This is a genomic window from Pseudarthrobacter sp. C1, from assembly GCF_034720455.1.
In the GTDB taxonomy this organism is placed as follows: Bacteria; Actinomycetota; Actinomycetes; order Actinomycetales; family Micrococcaceae; genus Arthrobacter.
The window spans coordinates 516976-539995 of the sequence record NZ_JAYESK010000001.1; the positions used below are offsets into that span (position 1 = coordinate 516976).

Here is a 23020-nt window from a genome sequence, read left to right on the forward strand (position 1 = left end):
GGGGACTAGTTGGACGGGAAGTTGTAGGAGGCGCCGGAGGCGTGGTGGGTTTCGGGCCAGCGTGAGGTGACCACTTTGCCGCGGGTGTAGAAGGAGACGCCCTCGGGGCCGTAGATGTGCTTGTCGCCAAAGAGGGATGCCTTCCAGCCGCCGAAGGAGTGGTAAGCCACGGGAACGGGCAGGGGCACGTTGATGCCGATCATGCCGACGGTCACCGAGCGCTGGAACTTGCGGGCTGCGGCGCCGGAGGAGGTGAAGATGGCGGTGCCGTTGCCGTACGGGTTGGCGTTGATGAGGTTGATGCCGTCCTCGAGGCTGTCAACGCGGACCACGACGAGGACCGGTCCGAAGATTTCCTCGGTGTAGGCGGTCATTTCGGTCCTGACGTGGTCGATGACGGTGGGGCCCACCCAGAAGCCGTCCTCGTGGCCGGGGACCACGAGGTCGCGGCCGTCAACGACCATGGCGGCGCCGGCCTGTTCGGCTTCGGTGACGATCCGGACGATGCGTTCCTTGGAAGCGGGGGTGATCACCGGGCCCATTTCGGCGTCGGGCTCGGTGCCGTTGTTGACCTTCACGGCCAGGGCGCGTTCTTCGACCTTCTTGACGATCAGGTCGGCTGCGTCCGCGACGGCGACGGCGACGGAGATGGCCATGCAGCGTTCGCCGGCGGAGCCGAACGCGGCGGCGGCGAGGTGGTCCGCGGCGTTGTCCAGGTCGGCGTCGGGCATGACGATGGCGTGGTTCTTCGCCCCGCCCAGGGCCTGGACGCGCTTGCCGTGCTTGGTGGCAGTCTCGTGGACGTACTGGGCGATCGGGGTGGAGCCGACGAAGGAGATGCCGTCCACGTCCGGGTGGGTCAGGAGCCCGTCCACGGTTTCCTTGTCGCCGTGCAGGACCTGGAACACGCCGTCGGGCAGGCCGGCCTGCTTCCAGAGCTTGGCCAGGAGCATGGAGGCGGAGGGGTCGCGTTCGGAGGGCTTGAGGATGAACGCGTTGCCGGTGGCGATCGCCATCGGGGCCATCCACAGCGGGACCATCACCGGGAAGTTGAACGGGGTGATGCCGGCGACCACGCCAAGGGGTTCGCGGAAGTTGAAGACGTCGATGCCGGTGGACACCTGGTCCGAGTAGTCGCCCTTGAGCAGGGTGGGGATGCCGCACGCGTATTCGATGACTTCCAGGCCGCGGCCGATCTCGCCCTTGGCGTCGGAGAGGACCTTGCCGTGCTCGGCCGTGATCAGCTGGGCGAGCTCATCGATGTGTGAGGCGACGAGCTCGCGGAACTTGAACAGCACGGCGGTGCGCTTGGCCAGGGAGATGTCGCCCCAGGTATCGGCGGCCTTGCGGGCGGCCGCAACGGTGGCGTTTAGGTCCGCCCGGTTCGCCAGCCGCAGCTCTGCGCTGACCTGGCCGGTGGCCGGGTTGTAGACGTTGGTGGTGCGGTCGCCCTCGCCGGCGGTCTCGGCGCCGTTGATGAAGTGGTTGATGACAGTGGTGGTCGTCGTTGACATGTGTGGACTTCCTTGGTCTGTGGCTGTGCCGGGGTGGAGTGTCAGCCGAGCAGTTTGCGCTGGCGGGCTTTGTGGTCGGTGTAGGTCTGGTAGGCCGCTTTCGTCGAGTCCAGTTCTGATACCTGGGAGACGGGAACGTCCCACCAGGACTCGGAGGACGGGGCGTCCAGCAGCGGGTCGGATTCGACGTGGATCAGGATGGGGCCGCCGCGTTCCGGGGCGGCCTTGGCGTCGCGGATGGCCTGTTCGAGTTCGGCGATGACCTTCTCCCCCGGTTCGATCCGGATGACCTTCACGCCCAGGGACTCGGCGTTCAGGGCCAGGTCCACGGGCAGGGTCTCGCCTTCGTCGAAGCTGTGCTGTTCTTCGTCCAGGGCCCGGTACTGGGTGCCGAAACGCTGTGAGCCGAGCATCTCGGAGAGCGAGCCGATGGAGGCGTAGCCGTGGTTCTGGATCAGCACCACGATCAGTTTGATGCGTTCGGCGACGGCGGTGACCAGTTCGGTGTGCATCATCAGGTAGGAGCCGTCCCCCACCATGACGACGACGTCGCGCCGGGTTCCGCCTTTGGCGGCTTCCGCCAGCGCCGCGCGCTTGACGCCGAGGCCGCCCGGGATTTCGTAGCCCATGCAGGAGTACGCGTATTCCACGTGGTAGCCGAACGGGTCCCGGACCCGCCACATCTTGTGCAGGTCACCGGGCAGGGAACCGGCCGCACAGATCACAACATCCTGCGCGTCCATGGCCCGGGAGGTTGCGCCGATGATCTCGTTCTGCGCCGGCAGCGGGGTATAGCGCGTGTCGAAGGCCTCGTCCACGGTGGCGTCCCAGCGCTTCTTCTCAGCCTTGATTTTCTGTTCCAGGTCCGCACCCACCCGGTAGCCACCCAAAGCTGCGTTGAGCTTCACCAGTGCCTTGCGGGCGTCGGCCACGATCGGCAGCGTGGTGCCGTGCTTGTACGCGTCGATCGGGGCGACGTTGATGTTGACGAACCGTACGTCCGGGTTCTGGAAGGCCGTGCGGGACGCGGTGGTGAAGTCCTCGTACCGGGTGCCGATGCCGATGATCAGGTCCGCCTCGGCAGCGATGGCGTTCGCCGCCGTCGTCCCCGTGGAACCAATCGCCCCCAGGGAGAACGTGTGGTCCCAGGGCAGGACGCCGACGCCCGCCTGCGTGTTGCCCACCGGGATGCCCGTCAGCTCCACGAGCTTCGCGAGTTCGTCGTTGGCGTAGGCGTACAGGACGCCGCCGCCGGCGATGATCAGCGGGCGCTTCGCGGCACGGATCGCCGCTGCGGCGCGGGCGATGTCGTCGTCGTCCGCGTCCGGGCGGCGGATCCGCCACTCCCGCTCGGCCAGGAACTCCGCAGGCACGTCAAACGCCTCGGCCTGGACATCCTGCGGCAGCGAAATGGTCACCGCGCCGGTCTCTGCCGGGTCCGTCAGGACGCGCAGGCCGTGGTGGAACGCGGAGAACAGCTGCTCCGGCCGGGTCACCCGGTCAAAGAACTTGGACAGCGGCCGGAACGCATCGTTCACGGTCAGGTCGTACGCGTAAGGCTGCTCCAGCTGCTGCAGCACCGGATCCGCGGCACGGGTGGCGAACGTGTCGGACGGCAGCAGCAGCACCGGCAGCCGGTTCGTGGTGGCCAGGGCGGCACCGGTCAGCAGGTTCGAGGAACCCGGACCGATCGAGGTGCTGACCGCGAAGGTCTGTCGGCGGCGGGTGTGCCGGGCATACCCCACGGCCTGGTGCACCTGGGCCTGCTCGTTCCGGCCCTGGTAGTAGGGCATGATGGCCGGGTCCAGCTGCTGGTACTGCTTCAGCGCCTGGCCCACACCGGCCACGTTCCCGTGCCCGAAGATGCCAAAGGTCCCCGGAATCAGCCGCTCGCGGTACTCAACGCCGCCAACGGAGTCCACCGTGTACTGCTTGGAAAGGTATTCCACCACGGCCTGGGCGACCGTCATTCTGCGCGTTGCAGTTCCTGATGTTGTTCCCATGGGGAGGCTACTCCGATACTTCTTCGGTTCGGTTTGGGGTGGTGTGGTTCAGCAGCGAGGCGGCGGTGGCAACGGCGCCGGAAACATCGCCGTCGGCCGGGTACAGGAGGGTCCGTCCCACTGTGAGACCCTGCACCCCGGGCAGCGCGAGGGCTGCCTGCCAGCTTGCGAAGACCTCGTCCTGGCTGCTGTCCGGGTCCCCGCCCAGCAGGACGGTGGGCATGGTGGTAGCTGCCATGACCCGTTCCATGTTTGCAACAACGGGAAGCTTCATCCACGTGTAGGCACTGGTGGAGCCCAGACCCTCGGCGATGGCGATGGACTTGATCACGGCGTCCGTTGAGAGGTCGTTCCGGACGCGGCCGTTTTCCCGGACCGACAGGAACGGCTCCACCATGGCGGTCAGCTTACGCTCGGCAAGCGAATCGATGGCCTTGGCCGTTGCCTCGAGGGTGACGACCGTATCCGGGTCCCCCAGGCAGATGCGCGTCAGCATCTTGCCGCCATCGGCACCAAGAGCTTCCAGGGCAGCAGCCGTGTGCCCGGTGAAACGGTCATCGAATTCGTTGACCAGGCCCGCGAGCCCGCCGCGGTTCATCGAGCCAAAAACGAGTTTTCCGTCCAGCGCACCCAGCAGGAGCAGGTCGTCCATGATGTCCGGCGAGGCAAGCACACCGTCCACGGCCGGGTTGGCCAGCGCAATCTGCAGCCGGTCCAGCAACTGCCGGCGGTCTGCCATGGCCACGGGATCCGAACCGACGGCGAGGGCGCCGCGCGCGGGGTGGTCCGCAGCCACAATGAAGTTCTGCTTGCCGTATTTCAGGCCGGGGTGGCGGCGCCGCGCCTTCGCGGCCCGGGCTATGGCGTCCGGGTCTTCAAGCCGGATGGTGCTCAAGTGGGCATAACGGCGGGGGTCGTCGTCCAGGGCATTGTTCGAGGCGAGGGGGGTGAGGGTCACAGCGCTGCTCCTTCGGTGGCAAACTGACCAGGAACCAGGCGGCCGCGTTCGGCAAGCAGCGAGGTGACCTCCTCCGGCGTCGGCATCGCGTCGGCGCAGGAAAGCCGGGACGCGACGATCGCACCTGCGGCGTTGGCATAATCCAGGACCCGGGCAAGCGGCCAGCCCGAGAGCAGGCCGTGGCAGAAGGCGCCGCCGAAGGAATCGCCGGCACCCAGGCCGTTGACGGTTTCCACCGGTACCGGCGCAGAAACAACACGCTCCGTGCGGGTCTTGGCCATCACACCCTCGGCGCCAAGCTTCACGACGGCAATCTCAACACCGGCTGCCAGCAGCCGGTCAGCCTGCTCATCAGGCGTCCCCTCCCCAACGGCCACCGCGCATTCCTTGTCGTTGCCAATGGCCACGGTCACGTGCGGCAGGATCCGGCCGATCTGTTCCCGGGCTTCCTCTTCGGAGGCCCAGAACATGGGCCGATAGTCCAGGTCCAGGATGGTGAACTGGCCTTCCTTGAGGCCGGCGCGCGGGCGGGCCTCATGAGCGGCAATGTGCGCGCTTCGGCTGGGCTCCTGGCACAGGCCGGTCACGGTGGACCAGAAGATCCGCGCGTCGCGGATAGCGTCCAGGTCAAGCTCTTCGGCCTTGATCTGCAGATCCGGGGCGGTAGGGAAACGCCCGTAAAAGTAGAGCGGGAACTCGTCCGTAGCCGGCTTGATCGCACAGAACGTCACCGCGGTGGGCCATTCCCTGACCGGGGTGACGAAGGCGTCGTCAACGTTGAACTTCTTCAGTTCCCTGTGGAGGTACTTGCCGAAAGCGTCGTCACCGGTACGGGTAATCACCCCGGTCCGGCGGCCATGCCGGGCGGCCGCTACCGCAACGTTCGACGGCGATCCGCCGAGGTACTTGCCGAAGGACGTCACGTCCTCCAGGTCCACCCCAATGTCGTTCGGGTAGATATCAACGCTGATGCGCCCGATCGTGAGCAGTTCGTGGGTCACGGTGTTTGCGGACCTTTCTAGTTTGAACTCTTACCTCAAACAGCTAGAGCTCCGGTGCCTGGCTGGCCCCTCCATGAGCGGGGTCACACCCACTACTTTGCCCTAGAATCAATGTCCTGTCAAAGGTTTGTACTGACATGTTTACAAGTTGCCATAGCGGCAGTTTTGGGCTCCCCAGGGGGAGCCGGAAGGGTCCCGCGAGCAGAAGACGACGCCCTACTTCCGGGGTACAGCCAGCTCGCCGGTAACGTACTGGGCGCGGCCAAAGCCGAAGGACCAGTCGCCGGCGGTGTTCTCCACGTAGCCAATGAACACGTCCTCGCCGGCGATCCCCACCCCAGCGAGCTTGTCCGCCACGGCGGCAAAGAGGCGCTGCTTTGCCTCCTGCGACCGTCCGCCCTGGGTGAAGATCTGGATCATCACCACACCACTTGTCCGCTCAAAACCGAGTCCGGCATCCTGGGCAAAGATCTGCCCGGCGGGATGCTCGGTGAGGATGTGGAAGTAGTCGCGCTCCGGGATGCCGTATTCAGCAAGGATGGTGTCGTGGATTCCCCGGCTCAACTGCTGCAGGTCCTCCCGGCTGCGGCCCAGATTTACATCGATACGAACGAGTGGCACTGTCTCTCCTTTGAAAGTTTGTACTGACATACTAACAAAGTTGTTCAAGCTGCGGCAAGAGCGCCTCTGGGGATCTTGAACAGCCGCCGGAACAGGCATAGACTTAAACAACCTCAAGGTTGATAAAAGAAAAGGTTGAATAAGGAAGGGACCTGATGAACTCCGAAAGCGCAGCCTTGGACTCGGCCTTCATGGCCTTGGCCGATCCCGTGCGGCGGAGCATCATCGCCCGGCTCAGCCGGGGCCAGGCCACCGTGAACGAACTGGCGGAACCGTTTGAGATCTCCAAGCAGGCGGTCTCAAAACATATCCAGGTACTCGAGCAGGCGGGACTGGTCACCCGGACCAGGGATGCGCAGCGCCGGCCCGTCCACCTGAACCCTGCGCGGCTTGAGGCGCTGACAGCCTGGATCGACCAGTACAGGCTGGTCCGCGAAGGGCAGTTCCGGAGCCTCGACGCCGTACTTAGATCAAATGCTGCGGCCAGCAGCGATCCATCTCCAAGGAGTCATCATGAGTAATTCCCTGAAACTCAGCGTTCCTGAGGGCGTCCCCTTCATCGACTACGAGCGCGAGTTTGATTTCCCCGTCGCGGACGTCTTCCGGGCCCACAAGGAACCGGACCTGATCGTCCAGTGGCTGGGCCCGCGGGGCTACAAGATGGAAATCGACCACTACGATTTCCGGACCGGCGGCAGCTACAGCTACCTGCACACCGGGCCCGAAGGGGTGCCCTACGAGTTCAGGGGCATCTTCCACACGGTCCGCGAGAACGAATTCGCCATCCAGACCTTTGAGTTCGGCGGCTACCCGGACGTGGTGAGCCTGGAATTCATGACCTTCGAGGACCTCGGCAATGGACGGTGCCGCCTGCGGGGCCACTCCGTCTACCCAAGCCAGGAGGCGCGGGACGGGATGGCCCAGTCAGGAATGGAAGGCGGCATGAGCGAGGGCTACGAGCGGCTGGACGAACTCCTCAGCGGAGCCAAGGTCTGACAGGCAAAAAGTACGACGACGGGAGGTCACCTTTCGCTGGGAAAGGCGACCGTTCGCCGTCGTACGTTAAGTCGCACGTTAAACAGCAACGCGGGGTCACTCCGCGCCCAATCCAGGGGATGGATCGGGCCGGGAGTGACCCCGCGTTGTTTGTTACTGGGAGTTAGAGCGCTGCGTAGACTTCGCGCAGCAGCTTGGCGGTTTCGGACGGCGTCTTGCCGACCTTCACGCCAGCGGCTTCCAGGGCTTCCTTCTTGGCCTGGGCGGTTCCGGCGGAACCGGAAACGATGGCCCCGGCGTGGCCCATGGTCTTGCCTTCGGGAGCGGTGAAGCCTGCAACGTAGCCGACGACCGGCTTGGTGACGTTGGCCTTGATGAAGTCGGCTGCACGCTCTTCGGCGTCGCCGCCGATTTCGCCGATCATCACGATCGCCTTGGTCTCGGGGTCAGCCTCGAACGCGGCCAGGGCGTCAATGTGCGTGGTGCCGATGATGGGGTCGCCGCCGATGCCGATGGCGGTGGAGAAGCCCAGGTCCCGCAGTTCGTACATCATCTGGTAGGTCAGGGTTCCGGACTTGGAAACCAGGCCGATGGGACCCTTGCCCGTGATGTTGGCCGGGGTAATGCCGACCAGCGCCTCGCCGGGGGTGATGATGCCGGGGCAGTTCGGTCCGATGATGCGGGTGACCTGGTTGCCGTCGGCGTCCACCTTGGACTGGGCCAGCGCCCAGAACTCGGCGGAGTCCTGGACCGGCACGCCTTCGGTGATCACAACGACCAGGCCGATGCCGGCCTCGATGGCTTCGACCACGGCGCTCTTGGTGAACGCCGGCGGCACGAAGACGATGGAGACATCAGCGCCGGTTTCCGCCATGGCTTCCTTGACGGTGCCGAAGACGGTGATTTCCTTGTCGCCGTGCAGGACGGTGGTGCCGGCCTTGCGGGCGTTGACGCCGCCCACGATGTTGGTGCCGGCCTTGAGCATCAGGGCGGTGTGCTTGGTGCCTTCGCCGCCGGTGATGCCCTGGACGATGACCTTGGAGTCCTTGTTCAGATAGATAGACATGGTGCGTCCCTTTACTTAGCTGCGTTGGCGAGCTCGGCTGCCTTGTCGGCGCCCTCGTCCATGGTTGCGGCCAGGGTAACCAGCGGGTGGTTCGCCTCGACCAGGATGCGGCGGCCTTCCTCAACGTTGTTGCCGTCAAGGCGGACTACCAGCGGCTTGTTCGCGGAGTGGCCCAGTTCGGCCAATGCACCGACGATGCCCTTGGCTACCGCGTCACAGGCGGTGATGCCGCCGAAGACGTTCACGAAGACGGACTTGACCTGCTCATCGCCGAGGATGACGTCCAGGCCGGCGGCCATGACCTCTGCGGATGCTCCACCACCGATGTCCAGGAAGTTGGCGGGCTTCACGTTGCCGTGGTTCTCCCCGGCGTAGGCGACGACGTCCAGGGTGGACATCACCAGGCCTGCACCGTTGCCGATGATGCCCACTTCGCCGTCGAGCTTGACGTAGTTGAGGTCCTGCGCCTTTGCCTTGGCCTCAAGCGGGTCAGCAGCGTCCTTGTCCTCGAGGAGGGCGTGCTTTGCGTGGCGGAACTCGGCGTTCTCGTCGAGCGAGACCTTGCCGTCGAGGGCGACGATTTCGCCGGCGCCGGTCTTGACCAGCGGGTTGACCTCCACCAGGGTGGCGTCTTCCTTCTTGAAGACGTCCCAGAGCTTGAGGATCACTGCGGCGACCTTGCCGCGGAGTTCCTCAGCGAAGCCTGCGGCTGCGACGATTTCGTCGGCCTTTGCCTGGTCGATGCCCACGGCGGGGTCGATGGCGATCTTGGCGAGCGCCTCGGGGCGTTCGACGGCGAGCTGTTCGATTTCCATGCCGCCCTCAACCGAGCACATGGCCAGGTAGTTGCGGTTGGCCCGGTCCAGCAGGACGGAGAAGTAGTACTCCTCGGCAATGTCCGCACCCTGGGCAATCATCACCTTTTTGACGGTGTGGCCCTTGATGTCCATGCCCAGGATGTTGGTGGCGTGTTCAAGTGCCTCATCCGCGGACTTTGCCACCTTGACGCCGCCGGCCTTGCCGCGGCCGCCAGCCTTGACCTGTGCTTTAACGACAGTAACGCCGCCGATCTTCTCGGCAGCTGCCTTTGCTTCTTCTGGGGTGTACGCCACGATGCCAGCAAGCACGGGTACACCGTGCGCCTCGAACATATCGCGCGCCTGGTATTCAAACAGGTCCACGGTTTAGTGTCCTTCTACGTCGAAGTAGTTTCTGTACAGTCGGACACCATCGCAAGACGATGACCGGGCTGCGGAATTGCACGCACCGGCGGCCTGTCGGAAACGAGCCACGCGGCGTGATGCTCCACTGGGAACTCTAGTCCTTTGGGAGGACCGGCCCGTCCCAGACTACCCCTTATGTGAGTAAGGACACTATTCTATGAAGCGTAGAAAAACCCCGGAATTACGGGGTTTTTGAGGCCCCTGCCGTCGCCGCCGGGGGGCTTGCGGCCGGTCCTGCGATCAGTTCGTAATGATCCGGCGACACGAAGAAACCGACCCCTGCGGACACGTTTCCGCACGCTACGCCGCCGTTATAGGCAGAGCAGCGCAGCCCGTTGCGTTCGAGGATTTTCCCGTCCGCCAGGACAGTCAGCTGCGCCAGCGGTCCTGCCTTGCTGCCCCGGGGGCCGTACGCTGCCTCCATTTGTGTGACGCCGGAACGGCACTCGCCATACGTTGCGGCGTCAGGCGTCAGCAGCGCAACGCCGCCCAGGTAGCCGAGGTTCGTTGCCGCACAGTCGTCTGCCACGTCTTCCGTTTGCGGCTTGGGGTACCTGGCCAGTTCGCAGTGGGCCACCGGCACAATGGCCAGCTTGTTGTTTTCGCTGTCGCTGAAGCTGTTCTGCTCATAAGGGAGGTTGATGTGCGGCCCGCGGGCAGCCGTGAGGGAGCATGCCACAGTTCGGTCTTCCGTGATGAACGAAACAACGCCATCAGCTCCGCCGGAGTAGTCCTCCGGGTCAACCAGCGCTGCCTGCTCCAGCTGTTGCATTGGTGGCAGCGGCGGCGGTGCTACATACCCGCGGTCTTCCACCGTCACCGCGCACCCTGTGGCACCCAGCAGGAAAAGGGCGGCGAGCATCCCCCAAACAGTCCGTCGCATGGGCTCCATTATGCTTCACCGCGGCCTTCATTCTGCCCGCAGGCCGGCCGCCTTTTCTACGACGCCGGCAGCAACAGCGGCGGGATCCCCGGCGGCAAACTGGTCACGCATGTTCCCTGCCCGGGCCCGCCAGGCAGGATCCGAGAGAATTTCGCGCACTGCTTTGGCGATCCGGGATGGTCTGGGCCGTTCGGTTTTCAGGCTGATACCAACGCCCGCATACTCCACCCGGGCGTTGACGTCGCTCTTGCCCTCGTTGATTCCGGACACCACCATGGGCACTCCCTTGGACAGGCTGAGCTGCACTCCGCCAAAGCCGCCGTTGGTAATGAAGACGTCCGTGAAATCCAGGACATTCGCGAAATCCACGAAATCGCGGACAACAATGTTGGGCTGCGGGTAGCGGGACTTGAGGGCTTCTGTTCCACGCCCACCGGTGGCAACGATCACCAAAGCGTCCATGTCCTTTACCGCCTCCAGCGCCGGAACAATGAGCTTGTCCTGGTCCACGTTGTCCACCGTTCCCTGGGTCACCAGCAACGTGCGCGGGTACTGCGGCCACGGGTCCGCCACCTGCGCCTCATCACCGGATGCCTGCGCTGCAGTTCCCGGCAGCCTGTAGGGCAGGAGTGCCCCCACATAATGCACCGCGGGATTCCTGTTCCGCCGCGGGAAGTCCAGCGCTTCCGGCCCGGTCTGGATCACTGCCTTTGAAGTCTTGTAGGGCTCGTCCGTCAGCCGACCGCGCTTCGGGACGTTCTGGCCGTAAACGGCAAGCTGGCGGCGGTAGCTGAGGCCGGCGGGCCGGAGAATCACCTTATCGGACAGGACGCCCGCGGCGGCCTGGACGGATCTCTCCACCGCGTTGCGAGGGGGCTTGAAACCGAAGAAGAGCGGGGGTACCTGCGGGTCGCTTTCCATGTTGGGAATGGCAACGAAGTTCACCAGCGGTTTACCCATCAGGTGCGAGACGAGGCGGTGGACAAACATGGAGCTGTCAACCACGGCCACGTCAAAGGAGAAGTCCTGTTCCAGTTCGCGGATGTCCTCGAAGAAGTTGCTGACGTTGCTGGCGAAGATCTTTTCCCCGTCGAACCCGATAGCCCGCGGGCCTTTGAGCTTGGCGCGTTCGGGGTACAGCTCGAACAGGTTGTCCGCCCGGTGCTCAATGGCCCGCTTGAAAGGCATGAGCGGAACGTCCAGTTCCCGGAGTTTTTGGCTGAAGACAGGACCGGTGTACCACGCGACTTCATGGCCGCGTTCTTTGAGGCATACGGCAACACCCGTCATGGGATTGAAATGCCCGTCTATTGCCTGGCTGGCGAAAAGGATTTTCATTGGACCTGCTCCGACTGGTCCTGCGGCTGCTGCGGGACGGTCCCTGAACCTTAGCCCTGGGCCCCGGCACCGGCAAGGGGTATGGTTCCTTGCCCGTGAAGGGGTGAGCGGCCTATGCGACTGTCAGGCATCGAGCTTTGTCAGCGGGGCGTAGCGCAGCAGCAGCCGCTTCTCGCCGACGTCGAACTTCACCTTGGCCACTGTCTTGTCCCCCGCTCCCTCAAGCGCCAGGACTGTTCCGTTGCCGAAGCTGGTGTGGTTGACCTTGTCCCCAACGCTGACCGCCACAATTTCCTTTTGCGGCTGAACGCGGTTCCGCGCGATGGCGGCGGGAACATCCGCATTGAAGCCGGCCGAGGCATCAGCCGACGCACCGCGCGCGGTTCCCGCGCCCCAGAAGGACCCGCTGTAGCGGTTGGAGCCGATGGAACCGCTGCTCCCCCAGCCGCCCTGCCTGCTGGTCCCCTCGCGCTTCCACTCCAGGAGTTCGGCGGGAATCTCCTCGAGGAACTGGCTGGCAGGGTTGTACTGGCTCTGCCCCCACATGCTGCGGACCTCGGAGCGGGTGACATAGAGCCGTTTCCGCGCGCGGGTTAGGCCCACATAGGCAAGCCGGCGTTCCTCGGCCAGTTCCTTGGGGTCCGTGGCTGAGCGCTGATGCGGAAACAGTCCGTGTTCCATGCCGGTCAGGAACACCACCGGGAACTCGAGGCCCTTCGCGGTGTGCAGTGTCATCAGCGTGACTACGCCCAGCCGTTTGGCTTCCGCCACGGCGGCATCAATGTCTGCTCCCGGCGCGTCAGGGATCTGGTCTGCGTCTGCCACCAGCGAGACCTGTTCCAGGAAGGCGCCCAGCGACCCTTCCGGGTTCTCCTGCTCATACTCACGGACGACGGCGACGAGTTCCGCCAGGTTTTCCACCCGCGACTCGTCCTGCGGGTCAGTGCTGGAGCGCAGCGCGGCAAGGTAGCCGGTCTGCTCCAGGACTGCCTCCAATGCCGCTGCGGCGCCTGAACCGGCAGCCACCTCGGCGAGGTCATCCAGCAGCTTCACAAAACCGAGGACGGCGTTCACGGACCGGGTTGCCATTCCCGGAGCCTGGTCAGCACGGCGTGCAGCGTCCATAAAGGAGGTCCGCTCGCGCTGGGCCAGTGCCGCTACGGCGCCTTCGGCCCGGTCACCGATGCCCCTTTTCGGTTCGTTAAGCACCCGGCGGAGGTTGACGTCGTCGTCCGGGTTGACCAGGACGCGCAGGTAGGCGAGGGCGTCCTTGATCTCCTTGCGCTCGTAGAAGCGCGTGCCGCCCACCACCTTGTAGGGCAGGCCCACGCGGACCAGGACGTCTTCGATGGAGCGGGACTGGGCATTGGTGCGGTAGAAAATGGCGACATCGCCGGGACGGAGGTTGTCTTCGTCCTGGAGCCGGTCAATCTCCTTGGCAATGAACTGGGCTTCGTCGTGCTCGTTCTCGCCCACATAACCGATGATTTTGTGGCCGTCCCCCTCCGCCGTCCACAGCCGCTTCTCGGGACGGTTCGGGTTCCTTGAGATGACGGAGTTCGCTGCGCTGAGAATGTTCTGGGTGGAACGGTAATTCTGCTCCAGCTTGATGGTCCGGGCCTCGGGATAGTCCTTTTCGAACTCGACGATGTTGCGGATGTCGGCGCCGCGGAATGCGTAGATGGACTGATCGGAATCACCCACGACCGTCAGCTCTGACGCACCCGGACCTTCCCCCACGATTTCCCGGACCAGCGCGTACTGGGCATGGTTGGTGTCCTGGTATTCGTCCACAAGCACATGCCTGAACCGGCGCCGGTAGGACTCAGCAAGCGCGGGGAAAGCCCGGAACATGTAGACGGTCTCCGCGATGAGGTCGTCAAAGTCCATGGCATTCGCCTGGCGCAGCCGCTGGGTATAGCCCTTGAAGACATCGGCTACGGCCTGCTCGAAAGGATCGTTGTAGTTCGCGGCAGAGGCGTACGAGTCAGCATCGATGAGTTCGTTCTTCAAGGCGGAAATCTTGTGCTGGATGGCCTTGGGCGCGAACTTCTTGGGATCCAGGTCCAGGGCTTTGGATACTTGGGTGACGAGCCGGAGCGAGTCCGCGGAGTCGTAGATGGAGAAGTTCGACTTCAGGCCGACATTTGCCGCCTCCTGCCGAAGGATGCGGACGCAGGAAGAATGGAACGTGGAAATCCACATGATCTTGGCACGTCCGCCCACGAGCTTTTCGATGCGTTCCCGCATTTCCGCCGCGGCCTTGTTCGTGAAGGTGATGGCCAGGATTTCGCCGTGGTGGGCACGTCCGGTGGCGATCAGGTAGGCGATCCTGTTGCTAAGCACACGGGTCTTACCCGAACCGGCGCCGGCCACGATCAGCAGGGCGGGCCCGACGTGTTTGACCGCTTCTTCCTGCTGCGGGTTCAACCCCTCCAGGAGCTGGGCTGCATCCGGCCTGCGATTGCCGTGGCGATGCCCCTCCCCGTGCTGACCATCAGGCTCGTGGTTGCTGCCCGCAAGGCCCGCACCTGGCCGGTTCTCCCAGGGCGCAGAACCGCCAGGACCAGCCGCCGTAGCGCCGTCAGGGCGCGACTTGGTGCGGGAAGCCGCTGCGGAAGCGGCCTTGAACGGTCCGTCAGAGTACGGGTCAAACAACATATCCATGGTGCCTACAAGTCTAGGCGGTGGGGCCGACACCCAGTTCCAGGCTGTGGATTACGGGGCTTTATCCACATAGCGCTGAGGGGTGCATGCCATGCCTGGGCTGTGGCATGCCCCTAGGCCACCGAACCTGACGCGAGGGCCGCACGCAACTCGCGTACCGCCGTCGCGCCTCCTGCCATGAACCATTCCAGCCCGTTCACGCGCACGGTGTCCACAGCACCTCCGGCAGCCCGCACGATCGCTTTGCCGGGCAGCCAGTCCCATTCCGGGCAGCTGTGCTGGAACCAGCAGCCGATCTGCCCATCCGCTACCCTGCCAAGGTCGCAGGAGCCGGAGCCGAGCATCCGCAGGGCAGCGGCCGATGTTGCCGCCGCATGCCAGGGCATGGCGCACAGGGGGTCCATCAGCCAGCTGGGGTGGATATAGGTGGCCGCCCCCAGCTCGGCAACGGCGGTCGCGTTCCGCTCTCCCCTGTTGTCGTGGAAAACCGTCAGCTGTTCGCCGTTCAGGGTGGCGGGGTGCGACCGTCCACCCAGCCAGAGCTTGTCCTCCTCCGGCTGGAAGATGGCGCCCAGCACCACGTCGGACTGGTCTTTCAGGGCGATGGCCGAGCACCAGTATGTGGAGCCGTGCAGGAAGTTGTAGGTGCCGTCCACGGGATCAATCACCCAGGTGCGGCCGCTGCTGCCCTGCACGGACGCGCCTTCCTCACCCAGGATGCCGTCCTGGGGCCGGCAGCGCTGCAGCTGCTCCAGGACATAGGCTTCCGCTGCATGGTCGGCCGCTGTCACGACATCCGAGATGGACGTCTTCTGCTGCGACTGCAGGCCTGCCATCCGCATCAGGAGCGCCAATTGGCCGGCCTCGCGCACCAAGGCGGCCGCAAGCTGATAGTCGTCAAGTGAAGGGTCAAGTTCAACAGCGCTGTGCCGGCCAATGGTCATGGCTTCAGTTTATGGGGCGCGATAATGGTGCCATGGCCAAGACACCTGCCCAGCGGATCAAGAAGCACGGTTCCAGGGCGGCGGTACCCCAGCACCACCTCCCGCCCGTGGTGAACCCCACCACGGCCCGTACCCCGCAAAAAGCCCAAAGCAACAGCAACCTCATCCTCATCGCGGGCGTCGTGGCCAGCCTGTTCCTTTTCTGGTACCTGCACCTGCTGACCCTGGACCAGCTCCGGCAACTCTCCGGCGGCCTGGCCATGCCGGACTCCCTCATTGGAGGTTTCGACCCCTCCTACGTCGGCACGCTGCAGGCCGCCATGGACGCGGACGCCCGCGGTCAGCTCAACTACGTGCACAAGACGGCGGGCACCCTGTTTCCGCTGATCTTCGGGTTCACGTGGCTGCTGCTGATCGGCACGAACGTTGCCCGGAAGGCGCTGCGCTGGGCGCTTTGGGCTCTCCCGCTGCTCTTCGTCGTGGTGCGGCTCTGGGCAAACGTGGCTATCGACGGCATGCTGGGAGGAGAAACACCCGACGCCGGCCAGGTTGCCCTTGCATCCGGCCTCACCGTTGCCGGCTGGGTCCTGCTGGTCCTGAACCTGCTCGCGGGCGCTGCCGCAGTCGTCCTCGGTACCCGGAAGCCGAAGGCAGCTAGCTGACCGCAGCCCGGGCCCGGACCTCCTTGCGGTGCCGGTGCACGCGGTGCGCAATCACCAAGCCTGCGGTGGCCATGCCCACCGTGACCGGGTAGCCCATCAGCCGTTCCAGCGTGCCCGGCTCCGGCACGTCCATGCGCGTCAGCCCGCCGGTTACCAAAGCAGCGGAGGAAACAGCGCCGCAGGCCAGGATGAACCAGGCGAAAGCGGTCTTCCGCAGCCAAAGGACGCCCAGCACCAACAGGGCGGCCGCCCCGGTGAGGAAGTACACCACAGCGCCCACGAGGTGCCAGCTGGAGCCCGCATCCTCCGGCACCAGTCCCACGATTACAGTCCCGGCCCCGGCCGCCCCGGTCAGGATCCGCACCCAGACAGCCGCCATCCAGGGCCGCCGCCGCGGCAGTGCCCATAGATCCGCCCGGGCCGCCACGCACAGCAGCCCGGAGGTCAGCAAAACAGCACCCAGCAGCATCCCCAGGCCCTGGACCACGAACGAGGCGTTCATCAGCCAGTTCAGCGGGGAACACACCTGGCGGCCGTCATAAATTCCGCAGTTCAGTGCCCCGAGGTCGCTGATATAGCCGGTCCGGAGGTCGTAGGCGGCGGGTCCTGCCCACGCTCCGATCACTGCCGCCTCTGCCGCGAAATATTGCAGCACGCTCAGGACGGACCACGCGCCGATGTACTGCCGTGTGGAGGTGGTGTCCGGAATGAAGGCGAAGGCTGGGGCGGCGGACGGCGCTGAACTCATGCCTTGAGCGTAGTACGGCCCCGCACCTTGTATGCTTGTATCCGTGTCCGGCCGGACTGGCCCGCCGATCCTACGGACGCAAGCCCTCGTAGCTCAGTGGATAGAGCACGGCTCTCCTAAAGCCGGTGTCGTTGGTTCGATTCCAATCGAGGGCACTTGAACGATCCTTCCCCGGAGTTCCAGCTTCGCGCCTACCTCCTTGGCACCAACGGGCCCGGCCGCGCCGCAGAGGCGGGACGGTGGGCCGTCCAGCGGGACCTGCTGGACCGCGCGGAGGGCACCCGCGGCACCTTTTCCGGCGTCGTGCATTTTGCTCCCACGGACGACGACGGCCTGGCCCTTCGCGAGGAAGGCACCATGCGCTGGCCGTCCTTTACAGGCCCCGCTTCCCGCGAATACCTGCTGAAAAGCACAGCCCGCCCGGACGCACTGGACGTTTTCTTCCCGGACGGCCGACCCTTCCACACCATGAGCTTCACCCCGGAGGCGAACCTGGACCAGCACTGGTGCGATCCCGACACCTACCGCGTCGCCTACACCTACGGGGACGCCAACAGCTTCAGCTACACGTGGGACGTGAAGGGCCCAAAGAAGGACCTGCTGCTGGCCTCGCATCTGGTCCGGATCCCGGGCGTTGCCGCATGAAGGACCGCATTGTGGTCTCCGCCGTCTGCGTGTTCGACGACGCCGGCCGGCTCCTCACGGTGAGGAAGCGCGGCACGGCAATGTTCATGCACCCGGGCGGGAAGCCGGAGGCCGGCGAAACAGCTGTCCAGGCGGCAGCCCGGGAGCTGGCTGAAGAAGTTGGCATCGTCCTCGACCCACGTGATCTGCAGCTGATGGGCGTCTGGATTGCCGATGCCGCGAACGAGGCCGCCACTGATATTGAAGCCACCGTCTTCACTGCGCCGGGCACGTGGTCGGCCCGCCCCTCGGCGGAGATCGAAGAAATCCGCTGGCTGGACCTGGCTGCCCTGGGCAGCGGCACGGAACCCGTCGAAGACCTGGCACCGCTGCTGACGGACCACATCCTGCCCGAGCTCGCCGCCAGGCCGGGCAGCGCTCCCTTGGGAGCCTAGAACTCCGGAACTGCTTCCTGGGCTACTGCCGTGGCCTCGTTGAACTGCGTCCGGTAAAGCTCGGCGTACCGCCCTTCGGCAGCAAGCAGTTCGGTGTGGGTCCCGCGTTCCACGATCCGGCCGTCCTCCACTACCAGGATGGCGTCCGCGGCCCGGACCGTGGACAGTCGGTGCGCAATCACGACGGCGGTGCGCCCCTCGAGCGCGGCCCCCAGGGCCGCCTGCACGGCCGCTTCGTTGGTGGAGTCAAGGGCAGCCGTTGCTTCATCGAGGATGACCACCCGCGGCTGGGCGATAAGCAGCCGCGCAATGGTGAGGCGCTGCCGTTCACCGCCCGAAAGCCGGTAGCCGCGCTCCCCCACCACGGTGTCCAGCCCGTCCGGCAGGGAACGGATCATGGTTTCCAGCCTGGCCTGCCGGATGGCCTCCCACATGTCCGCTTCCGTGGCATCCGGCCTGGCAAGCCGAAGGTTGGAGGCGATGGATTCGTGGAAGAGGTGGCCGTCCTGCGTGACCATGCCCAAGGTCTGCCGCATGGAGTCGAAGGTCAGGTCGCGGACATCCACCCCGGCGCCCCGCTCCACGCCGCCGAAACGGACGGCGCCGGAATCCACATCGTAGAGCCGGGCCAGCAGCTGCGCGATGGTCGACTTGCCGGCGCCGGAGGAGCCCACCAGCGCCACGGTCTGCCCGGGCTCCACCCGGAAACTGATACCGTGCAGGACTTCCTCCCCGCCGCGGGTGTCAAGGATGGAGACGTCTTCGAGTGAAGCCAGTGAGACCTTGTCCGCAGAGGGGTAGGAGAAGCGGACGTTGTCGAACTCCACCGAGAGCGGGCCGCGCGGCGATTCCACCGCATCCGGCTTTTCCCGGATGAGCGGCCTGAGGTCCAGGATCTCGAACACGCGCTCAAAGCTGACCAGGGCGCTCATGATTTCCACCCGGGCATTGGAGAGTGCGGTCAGCGGGGCGTAGAGCCGGGTAAGCAGCAAAGCCAGCACAACAACGTCGCCTGCGGCGAGTTGGCCTCCGAGCGCCAGCCATCCGCCCAGGCCGTAGACCAGGGCGAGAGCCAGTGCGGAGACCAGGGTCAGTGCCGTGACAAAGGTGAACTGGAGCATGGCCGTGCGGACGCCGATGTCCCGCACCCGGCCGGCCCGGAGGGCGAATTCACGGGATTCTTCGTCCGGGCGGCCGAAGAGCTTTACCAGCGTGGCGCCGGGGGCGGAGAAACGCTCCGTCATCTGCGTGCCCATGGTGGCGTTGTGTTCGGCGGCCTCGCGGCGCAGCTCCGCCAGCCTGGAACCCATCCGGCGGGCCGGGATCAGGAAGATCGGAAGCAGGATCATGGCCAGCACAGTCACCAGCCAGGACTTGTTCAGCATCACCACCAGCGTCAAGGCCAGCGCCACCACGTTGCTGACCACGCCGGAGAGCGTGCCGGCGAAAGCCGACTGCGCGCCGATCACATCGTTGTTGAGGCGACTGACCAGCGCGCCGGTGCGGGTACGCGTGAAGAACGCTATCGGCATCTTCTGCACGTGGTCGAATACCTTGGTGCGCAGGTCCAGGATCACGCCCTCACCGATCGAAGAGGACAGCCAGCGCGTCACCAGTCCAAGCCCGGCTTCTGCCACGGCTGCGACCGCGATCAGCACCGCCAGCCATATCACCGTTCCGGCGTCCGCCTTCGCGATGATCGCGTCGACCACCTGGCCTGCGAGCACGGGTGTGGCCACCGCAAGGACCGCCATCACGATGGACAGCAGCACGAAGGCGGTGAGCTTTCCGCGATGCGGCCGGGCGAAGCCGAACACGCGCTTGAGGAGCTCCTTGGAGAACGGCTTGGAGCCGTTCGTAGCGCGGGCGATGTTGTAGAGGGAGCTCCAGGCCACCCGGTCCATACTCATTTTCTGGTGCCTTTCGGGGCGCTGGCGCCCGGCATTTCCGTAATGACGCCGTTATCCACATTCCAACGTACATCCAGCCGCACGTTTTCCAGGAGCCGCCGGTCGTGGGTCACCAAAAGCAGGGCACCATCGTAGCTTTCCAGGGCCTCCTCCAGCTGCTCGATGGCGGGAAGGTCAAGGTGGTTGGTGGGCTCGTCCAGGACCAGGAGGTTCACGCCGCGGGCCTGCAGCAGCGCGAGCGCGGCCCGGGTCCGCTCGCCCGGCGACAGGGAGTCGACGGTCCGGGACGTGTGGTCCGCCCTTAGGCCGAACTTGGCAAGCAGGGTGCGGACCTCGGCCGCGGTCAGATCCACCAGGACTGCCTCGACGGCGTCAGCCAGGGTCAGGTTGCCGGCCAGCAGCCCGCGGGCCTGGTCAATCTCGCCAATGGCCACGGAGGCCCCCATGGCGGCACTGCCGGAATCGGGCTCGATGCCGCCCAGCAGCAGCCGCAGCAGGGTGGACTTCCCGGCACCGTTGGGTCCGGTAATGCCAATCCGCTCCCCCGCGTTGAGCTGGAGGTTGACGGGTCCCAGGGTGAAGCCGCCCTGCCGGACCACGGCATCGCGGAGCGTCGCAACCACGGAACTGGAGCGGGGTGCCTTGCCGATGGAGAACTGGAGCTGCCATTCTTTCCGCGGCTCTTCCACCACATCCAGCCTTGCAATGCGGGACTCCATCTGCCGCACTTTCTGGGCCTGCTTCTCTGAAGACTCGGTGCTGGCGGCGCGGCGGATCTTGTCATTGTCCGGGCTCTTTTTCATGGCATTCCGGACGCCCTGGGAGCTCCATTCACGCTGGGTCCGGGCCCGGGACACCAGGTCGGCCTTGGTGGCCGCAAACTCCTCGTACTTTTCGCGGGCGTGCCGCCGGGCAACGGCGCGTTCCTCGAGGAAGGCGTCATAGCCGCCGTCGTAGACTGCCACGGCATTCTGCGCCAGGTCCAGTTCCACCACCGTGGTGACACAGCGGGCCAGGAACTCGCGGTCGTGGCTCACCAGCACAGCACCGCCCCGCAGGCCTTTGACGAAGTCCTCGAGCTTGTCGAGGCCCTCCAGGTCAAGGTCATTGGTGGGTTCATCCAGCAGCACCACGTCAAACCGGCTCAGGAGCAGCGCAGCCAGCGCAACCCGCGCGGCCTGCCCGCCGGAAAGGGCCGTCATGGCCGCATCCGGGCCGGTCTCCAGCCCAAGGTCCGCCAATACCGCTGGAAGCCGGTCGTCCAGGTCGGCCGCACCCGAAGCCATCCACCGGTCGAAAGCCAGTGCATAGGCATCATCGGCTCCCGGGGCACCTGCTCCGAGCGCCTCCGCCGTGGCTTCCATGTCGGCCGTGGCCTGTGCACAACCCGTGCGCCGCGCAATGTACCCCGCAACGGTTTCACCCGGCACCCGTTCATGCTCCTGGGGAAGCCACCCCACGAAAGCGTCGGCAGGGGCAAGACTGACCGAGCCGTCCTGCGGCTCGTCCACGCCCGCCAGAAGCCGGAGCAGCGTCGACTTCCCGGCTCCGTTGGCACCCACCACGCCCACTACGTCCCCGGGCGCGACGGTCAGGGAAAGCCCGGAGAAAAGCTGCCGGTGGTCATGACCGCCGGAAACGTCCTTGGCTACAAGGGTTGCAGTCATTGATCCATCCTTTCGCCGCTGTTGCGCAGCGTGTTTTCTGCCTAAAACCGGCCGGCAGGGCCATGCCGATTGCCCGGGAGGAAGGTGCGCGGGCCGCAGGACATGAAAGAACCCGCTGGTCCGGACTTGGGGGGTGTACGGACCAACGGGCTCGACCATCAAGCATAGTCGAAACGGCTGCGCGGGTAAAACCGGGACTCAAGGGGCAGGCTAAAATCAACGAAACACCCGTTCTGCAGAGAGCCCTCCATGACCATCCCCGCCAAGGCGTTCCAGCGCTGGCTGCAAGGCATTGCGCCGGACGCCAGCACGGCAGATGTCTGCAGGATCTCCGGGATCAAGCGGACCACGCTCGCCCAGCAGCTGGTCCGCGGGAAAGTCGCCGTGGGCACTGTCGTGAGCATCAGCCGCGCCTACGGCGTCAATCCTGTTGCGGCCCTCGCCACCTTCGAGGCCTACCGGGACCTGGCCGGTCCCCTGCCTCCGCCCACCCGGTGTGAACTGGTGAGCCAGATTTCCACGGCCGACCTCCTGCAGGCACTGCTGGCGCGGCCGGCGATGGAAGCAGCCGCCCCCGGGAAGGAGCCCCTGCCGCTCTCTGCGGCGCCGCACTCCACGTCGGTCAAGAACTGGGTTGATGCAATCGACGACGGCGAACTGCGGCACCGCGTATCGGCTGCCACGGGGGTTGCGCCCCAGAACTACTCTGCCCAGCTGACCGCGAACCGGCTGTCCCCTGAACTGGCCATAGCCACGTCCCTCGCCGCGGGCGTCGGACCCACAGGCGGGCTGGTGGCTACCGGCCTCATCACGGAGGAAGAGGCCGGTTGGCCGGCCGGCGCCCGGCAGCGGGCCTTGGACAGCCTGTCCGACGGCGACCTCACCGCCTTGGCCGGCGACAGGCTGCAGGCACTGGGCAAGGTACTGCGGCGCCAGGAGCAAGACCAGGCGCAGACCGAAAAGATCTGGGAGAACCTGGGATGATCGAAATTCTTCAGTGGTCCACCCTTGCCATCTGCGGCCTTGTTGCGGCTGCCCGCCTCCCCAGCGCCCTGCGCGGCGAGAACAGGTCGCTCTTCTATATCTTCGCCCTGATGACCGCAGCCATCCTCTTGAGCATCGAGGCGCCGTACGTAGCCATCGACCAGGCGTTGGGCGGCATCAACCTTGCCAACCTGCTGCTGCGCTTCATCATCTTTGCCGCCATCTATTTCATCGGGATACGCGTCACGCGCGGCTTCGGTGCTGAAGGCGCGTACCGGCTCATCACGGGAAAGGCCGGCATGATGGTGCTGGCGGTCGTTTCGCTGGTGATGACAGCGGTGTTCTTCCTTATGGACACCACCGGTTCATCGGCGGGACTGTCGGCACCGTCGGTCAGAAACCAGCACAACGCCATCTTGGCCCAGTACTACGGTGCCGCCGGCCGCGCCTACCCCGCATATGTAGGCCTCGTCCTGCTGCCCGCCATGGTGCGGGCAGTCCGGAGCCGGCTGCCGGTGCTGGTGCGGGTGGCAGCCGCCCTTCTTGCCCTGGGCGGCGTGGCGATTGGCCTCAGCCTGCTGTTTCCCTTGGTGCCTCCGGGATGGGGCGCCATCATGTTCGTGGTCAACTACACCGCCGTGCTGTGTTACGTGGTTGGGCTGGCGCTGATCTGGGCGGCGCGGGTGCGCAGCGGCAGGCCTTTGTCCACCAAAAGGACATATACCGAAAAGTAACAAAGCGGGCTTTCACAAAAAC

The 23020-nt window shown here is 65.4% G+C and carries 21 protein-coding genes and 1 tRNA gene; 8 read left to right on the forward strand and 14 right to left on the reverse strand.

Annotation, left to right across the window (positions count from 1 at the left end):
- Positions 1 to 5: 5 nt before the first annotated feature.
- The 5 genes from U7114_RS02255 to U7114_RS02275 form a co-directional block, all read right to left on the reverse strand.
- Entirely contained in the window at positions 6 to 1514 is a 1509-nt protein-coding gene (locus U7114_RS02255; RefSeq protein ID WP_157239014.1) for a CoA-acylating methylmalonate-semialdehyde dehydrogenase, read from the reverse strand.
- 41 nt (positions 1515 to 1555) lie between these two features.
- Positions 1556 to 3484: a 3D-(3,5/4)-trihydroxycyclohexane-1,2-dione acylhydrolase (decyclizing) gene (iolD, locus tag U7114_RS02260; RefSeq protein WP_157239015.1), complete on the reverse strand. Its 1929-nt coding sequence runs from the start codon at positions 3482 to 3484 to the stop codon at positions 1556 to 1558.
- A gap of 40 nt (positions 3485 to 3524) precedes the next feature.
- Positions 3525 to 4475, reverse strand: a complete 951-nt coding sequence (locus U7114_RS02265; RefSeq protein WP_323056460.1) for a deoxyribose-phosphate aldolase — start codon at positions 4473 to 4475, stop codon at positions 3525 to 3527.
- Complete coding sequence (gene iolC, locus U7114_RS02270) at positions 4472 to 5476, reverse strand: 5-dehydro-2-deoxygluconokinase (protein WP_321215423.1); 1005 nt, start codon at positions 5474 to 5476, stop codon at positions 4472 to 4474. The genes U7114_RS02265 and iolC overlap by 4 nt, the downstream gene beginning before the upstream one ends.
- Positions 5477 to 5692: 216 nt before the next feature.
- Positions 5693 to 6097 carry a tautomerase family protein gene (locus U7114_RS02275; RefSeq protein ID WP_323056461.1) on the reverse strand — a complete coding sequence of 135 codons (405 nt, stop codon included), beginning with the start codon at positions 6095 to 6097 and terminating at the stop codon, positions 5693 to 5695.
- A gap of 155 nt (positions 6098 to 6252) precedes the next feature.
- Between U7114_RS02275 and U7114_RS02280 the strand changes: the two genes are divergently transcribed.
- Both U7114_RS02280 and U7114_RS02285 read left to right on the forward strand, forming a co-directional pair.
- Positions 6253 to 6618, forward strand: a complete 366-nt coding sequence (locus U7114_RS02280; protein ID WP_321215421.1) for a metalloregulator ArsR/SmtB family transcription factor — start codon at positions 6253 to 6255, stop codon at positions 6616 to 6618.
- Positions 6611 to 7093 carry an SRPBCC family protein gene (locus tag U7114_RS02285; RefSeq protein ID WP_321215420.1) on the forward strand — a complete coding sequence of 161 codons (483 nt, stop codon included), beginning with the start codon at positions 6611 to 6613 and terminating at the stop codon, positions 7091 to 7093. Before U7114_RS02280 ends, U7114_RS02285 begins: the two co-directional genes overlap by 8 nt.
- 163 nt (positions 7094 to 7256) lie before the next feature.
- Here U7114_RS02285 and sucD read toward each other — a convergent pair whose 3' ends face one another.
- From sucD to U7114_RS02315, 6 genes are all read right to left on the reverse strand, one after another.
- Positions 7257 to 8159 (reverse strand): succinate--CoA ligase subunit alpha, encoded by a 903-nt coding sequence (sucD, locus tag U7114_RS02290; protein WP_157239019.1) that lies wholly within the window; start codon positions 8157 to 8159, stop codon positions 7257 to 7259.
- Between the two features lie 11 nt (positions 8160 to 8170).
- Complete coding sequence (sucC, locus tag U7114_RS02295) at positions 8171 to 9340, reverse strand: ADP-forming succinate--CoA ligase subunit beta (RefSeq protein WP_321215419.1); 1170 nt, start codon at positions 9338 to 9340, stop codon at positions 8171 to 8173.
- Positions 9341 to 9563: 223 nt separating this feature from the next.
- Positions 9564 to 10274 carry a hypothetical protein gene (locus U7114_RS02300; RefSeq protein WP_321215418.1) on the reverse strand — a complete coding sequence of 237 codons (711 nt, stop codon included), beginning with the start codon at positions 10272 to 10274 and terminating at the stop codon, positions 9564 to 9566.
- Positions 10275 to 10292: 18 nt separating this feature from the next.
- On the reverse strand, positions 10293 to 11603 hold the full coding sequence (locus U7114_RS02305; RefSeq protein WP_321215417.1) for a glycosyltransferase: 1311 nt from the start codon (positions 11601 to 11603) through the stop codon (positions 10293 to 10295).
- Positions 11604 to 11726: 123 nt separating this feature from the next.
- Entirely contained in the window at positions 11727 to 14264 is a 2538-nt protein-coding gene (gene pcrA / locus U7114_RS02310; RefSeq protein WP_416235536.1) for a DNA helicase PcrA, read from the reverse strand.
- Between the two features lie 119 nt (positions 14265 to 14383).
- A complete protein-coding gene (locus tag U7114_RS02315; RefSeq protein ID WP_157239022.1) occupies positions 14384 to 15214 on the reverse strand; it encodes an inositol monophosphatase family protein in 831 nt (276 codons plus the stop codon).
- A gap of 32 nt (positions 15215 to 15246) precedes the next feature.
- Between U7114_RS02315 and U7114_RS02320 the strand changes: the two genes are divergently transcribed.
- A complete protein-coding gene (locus tag U7114_RS02320; protein ID WP_323056463.1) occupies positions 15247 to 15876 on the forward strand; it encodes a hypothetical protein in 630 nt (209 codons plus the stop codon).
- Here U7114_RS02320 and U7114_RS02325 read toward each other — a convergent pair.
- Positions 15869 to 16624, reverse strand: coding sequence for a DUF998 domain-containing protein (locus U7114_RS02325; protein WP_157239024.1), 756 nt, complete (start codon positions 16622 to 16624; stop codon positions 15869 to 15871). The two genes, U7114_RS02320 and U7114_RS02325, sit on opposite strands and share 8 nt — an antisense overlap.
- An 82-nt stretch (positions 16625 to 16706) precedes the next feature.
- On the opposite strand from U7114_RS02325, the gene U7114_RS02330 reads away from it, so the two are divergent.
- The 3 genes from U7114_RS02330 to U7114_RS02340 all read left to right on the forward strand — a co-directional run bounded on the left by U7114_RS02330 (position 16707) and on the right by U7114_RS02340 (position 17703).
- Positions 16707 to 16779, forward strand: a tRNA-Arg gene (locus tag U7114_RS02330).
- 1 nt (position 16780) lies between these two features.
- Positions 16781 to 17269 carry a DUF6314 family protein gene (locus tag U7114_RS02335; RefSeq protein WP_323056464.1) on the forward strand — a complete coding sequence of 163 codons (489 nt, stop codon included), beginning with the start codon at positions 16781 to 16783 and terminating at the stop codon, positions 17267 to 17269.
- A complete protein-coding gene (locus tag U7114_RS02340; protein ID WP_323056465.1) occupies positions 17266 to 17703 on the forward strand; it encodes an NUDIX domain-containing protein in 438 nt (145 codons plus the stop codon). Before U7114_RS02335 ends, U7114_RS02340 begins: the two co-directional genes overlap by 4 nt.
- Here the strand turns inward: U7114_RS02340 and U7114_RS02345 are convergent.
- Positions 17700 to 19613 carry an ABC transporter ATP-binding protein gene (locus U7114_RS02345; protein ID WP_323056466.1) on the reverse strand — a complete coding sequence of 638 codons (1914 nt, stop codon included), beginning with the start codon at positions 19611 to 19613 and terminating at the stop codon, positions 17700 to 17702. The two genes, U7114_RS02340 and U7114_RS02345, sit on opposite strands and share 4 nt — an antisense overlap.
- Positions 19610 to 21280, reverse strand: a complete 1671-nt coding sequence (locus U7114_RS02350; RefSeq protein ID WP_321215412.1) for an ABC-F family ATP-binding cassette domain-containing protein — start codon at positions 21278 to 21280, stop codon at positions 19610 to 19612. Before U7114_RS02350 ends, U7114_RS02345 begins: the two co-directional genes overlap by 4 nt.
- Before the next feature lie 249 nt (positions 21281 to 21529).
- Between U7114_RS02350 and U7114_RS02355 the strand changes: the two genes are divergently transcribed.
- A complete protein-coding gene (locus U7114_RS02355) occupies positions 21530 to 22264 on the forward strand; it encodes a hypothetical protein (RefSeq protein WP_157239029.1) in 735 nt (244 codons plus the stop codon).
- On the forward strand, positions 22261 to 22998 hold the full coding sequence (locus U7114_RS02360) for a hypothetical protein (protein WP_321215411.1): 738 nt from the start codon (positions 22261 to 22263) through the stop codon (positions 22996 to 22998). The genes U7114_RS02355 and U7114_RS02360 overlap by 4 nt, the downstream gene beginning before the upstream one ends.
- The last annotated feature ends 22 nt before the right edge of the window (positions 22999 to 23020 follow it).

Bases quoted from the DNA above. Each gene is read 5' to 3' on its own strand.
- U7114_RS02345 (WP_323056466.1), bottom strand. From the start codon at position 19,613: ATGAGTATGGACCGGGTGGCCTGGAGCTCCCTCTACAACATCGCCCGC.
- sucD (WP_157239019.1), bottom strand. From the start codon at position 8,159: ATGTCTATCTATCTGAACAAGGACTCCAAGGTCATCGTCCAGGGCATC.
- U7114_RS02355 (WP_157239029.1), top strand. From the start codon at position 21,530: ATGACCATCCCCGCCAAGGCGTTCCAGCGCTGGCTGCAAGGCATTGCG.
- U7114_RS02280 (WP_321215421.1), top strand. From the start codon at position 6,253: ATGAACTCCGAAAGCGCAGCCTTGGACTCGGCCTTCATGGCCTTGGCC.
- U7114_RS02350 (WP_321215412.1), bottom strand. From the start codon at position 21,280: ATGACTGCAACCCTTGTAGCCAAGGACGTTTCCGGCGGTCATGACCAC.
- U7114_RS02305 (WP_321215417.1), bottom strand. From the start codon at position 11,603: ATGAAAATCCTTTTCGCCAGCCAGGCAATAGACGGGCATTTCAATCCC.
- U7114_RS02315 (WP_157239022.1), bottom strand. From the start codon at position 15,214: ATGACCATTGGCCGGCACAGCGCTGTTGAACTTGACCCTTCACTTGAC.
- U7114_RS02360 (WP_321215411.1), top strand. From the start codon at position 22,261: ATGATCGAAATTCTTCAGTGGTCCACCCTTGCCATCTGCGGCCTTGTT.
- U7114_RS02325 (WP_157239024.1), bottom strand. From the start codon at position 16,624: ATGAGTTCAGCGCCGTCCGCCGCCCCAGCCTTCGCCTTCATTCCGGAC.
- U7114_RS02285 (WP_321215420.1), top strand. From the start codon at position 6,611: ATGAGTAATTCCCTGAAACTCAGCGTTCCTGAGGGCGTCCCCTTCATC.
- U7114_RS02255 (WP_157239014.1), bottom strand. From the start codon at position 1,514: ATGTCAACGACGACCACCACTGTCATCAACCACTTCATCAACGGCGCC.
- pcrA (WP_416235536.1), bottom strand. From the start codon at position 14,264: ATGTTGTTTGACCCGTACTCTGACGGACCGTTCAAGGCCGCTTCCGCA.
- U7114_RS02340 (WP_323056465.1), top strand. From the start codon at position 17,266: ATGAAGGACCGCATTGTGGTCTCCGCCGTCTGCGTGTTCGACGACGCC.
- iolD (WP_157239015.1), bottom strand. From the start codon at position 3,484: ATGACGGTCGCCCAGGCCGTGGTGGAATACCTTTCCAAGCAGTACACG.
- U7114_RS02320 (WP_323056463.1), top strand. From the start codon at position 15,247: ATGGCCAAGACACCTGCCCAGCGGATCAAGAAGCACGGTTCCAGGGCG.
- U7114_RS02300 (WP_321215418.1), bottom strand. From the start codon at position 10,274: ATGGAGCCCATGCGACGGACTGTTTGGGGGATGCTCGCCGCCCTTTTC.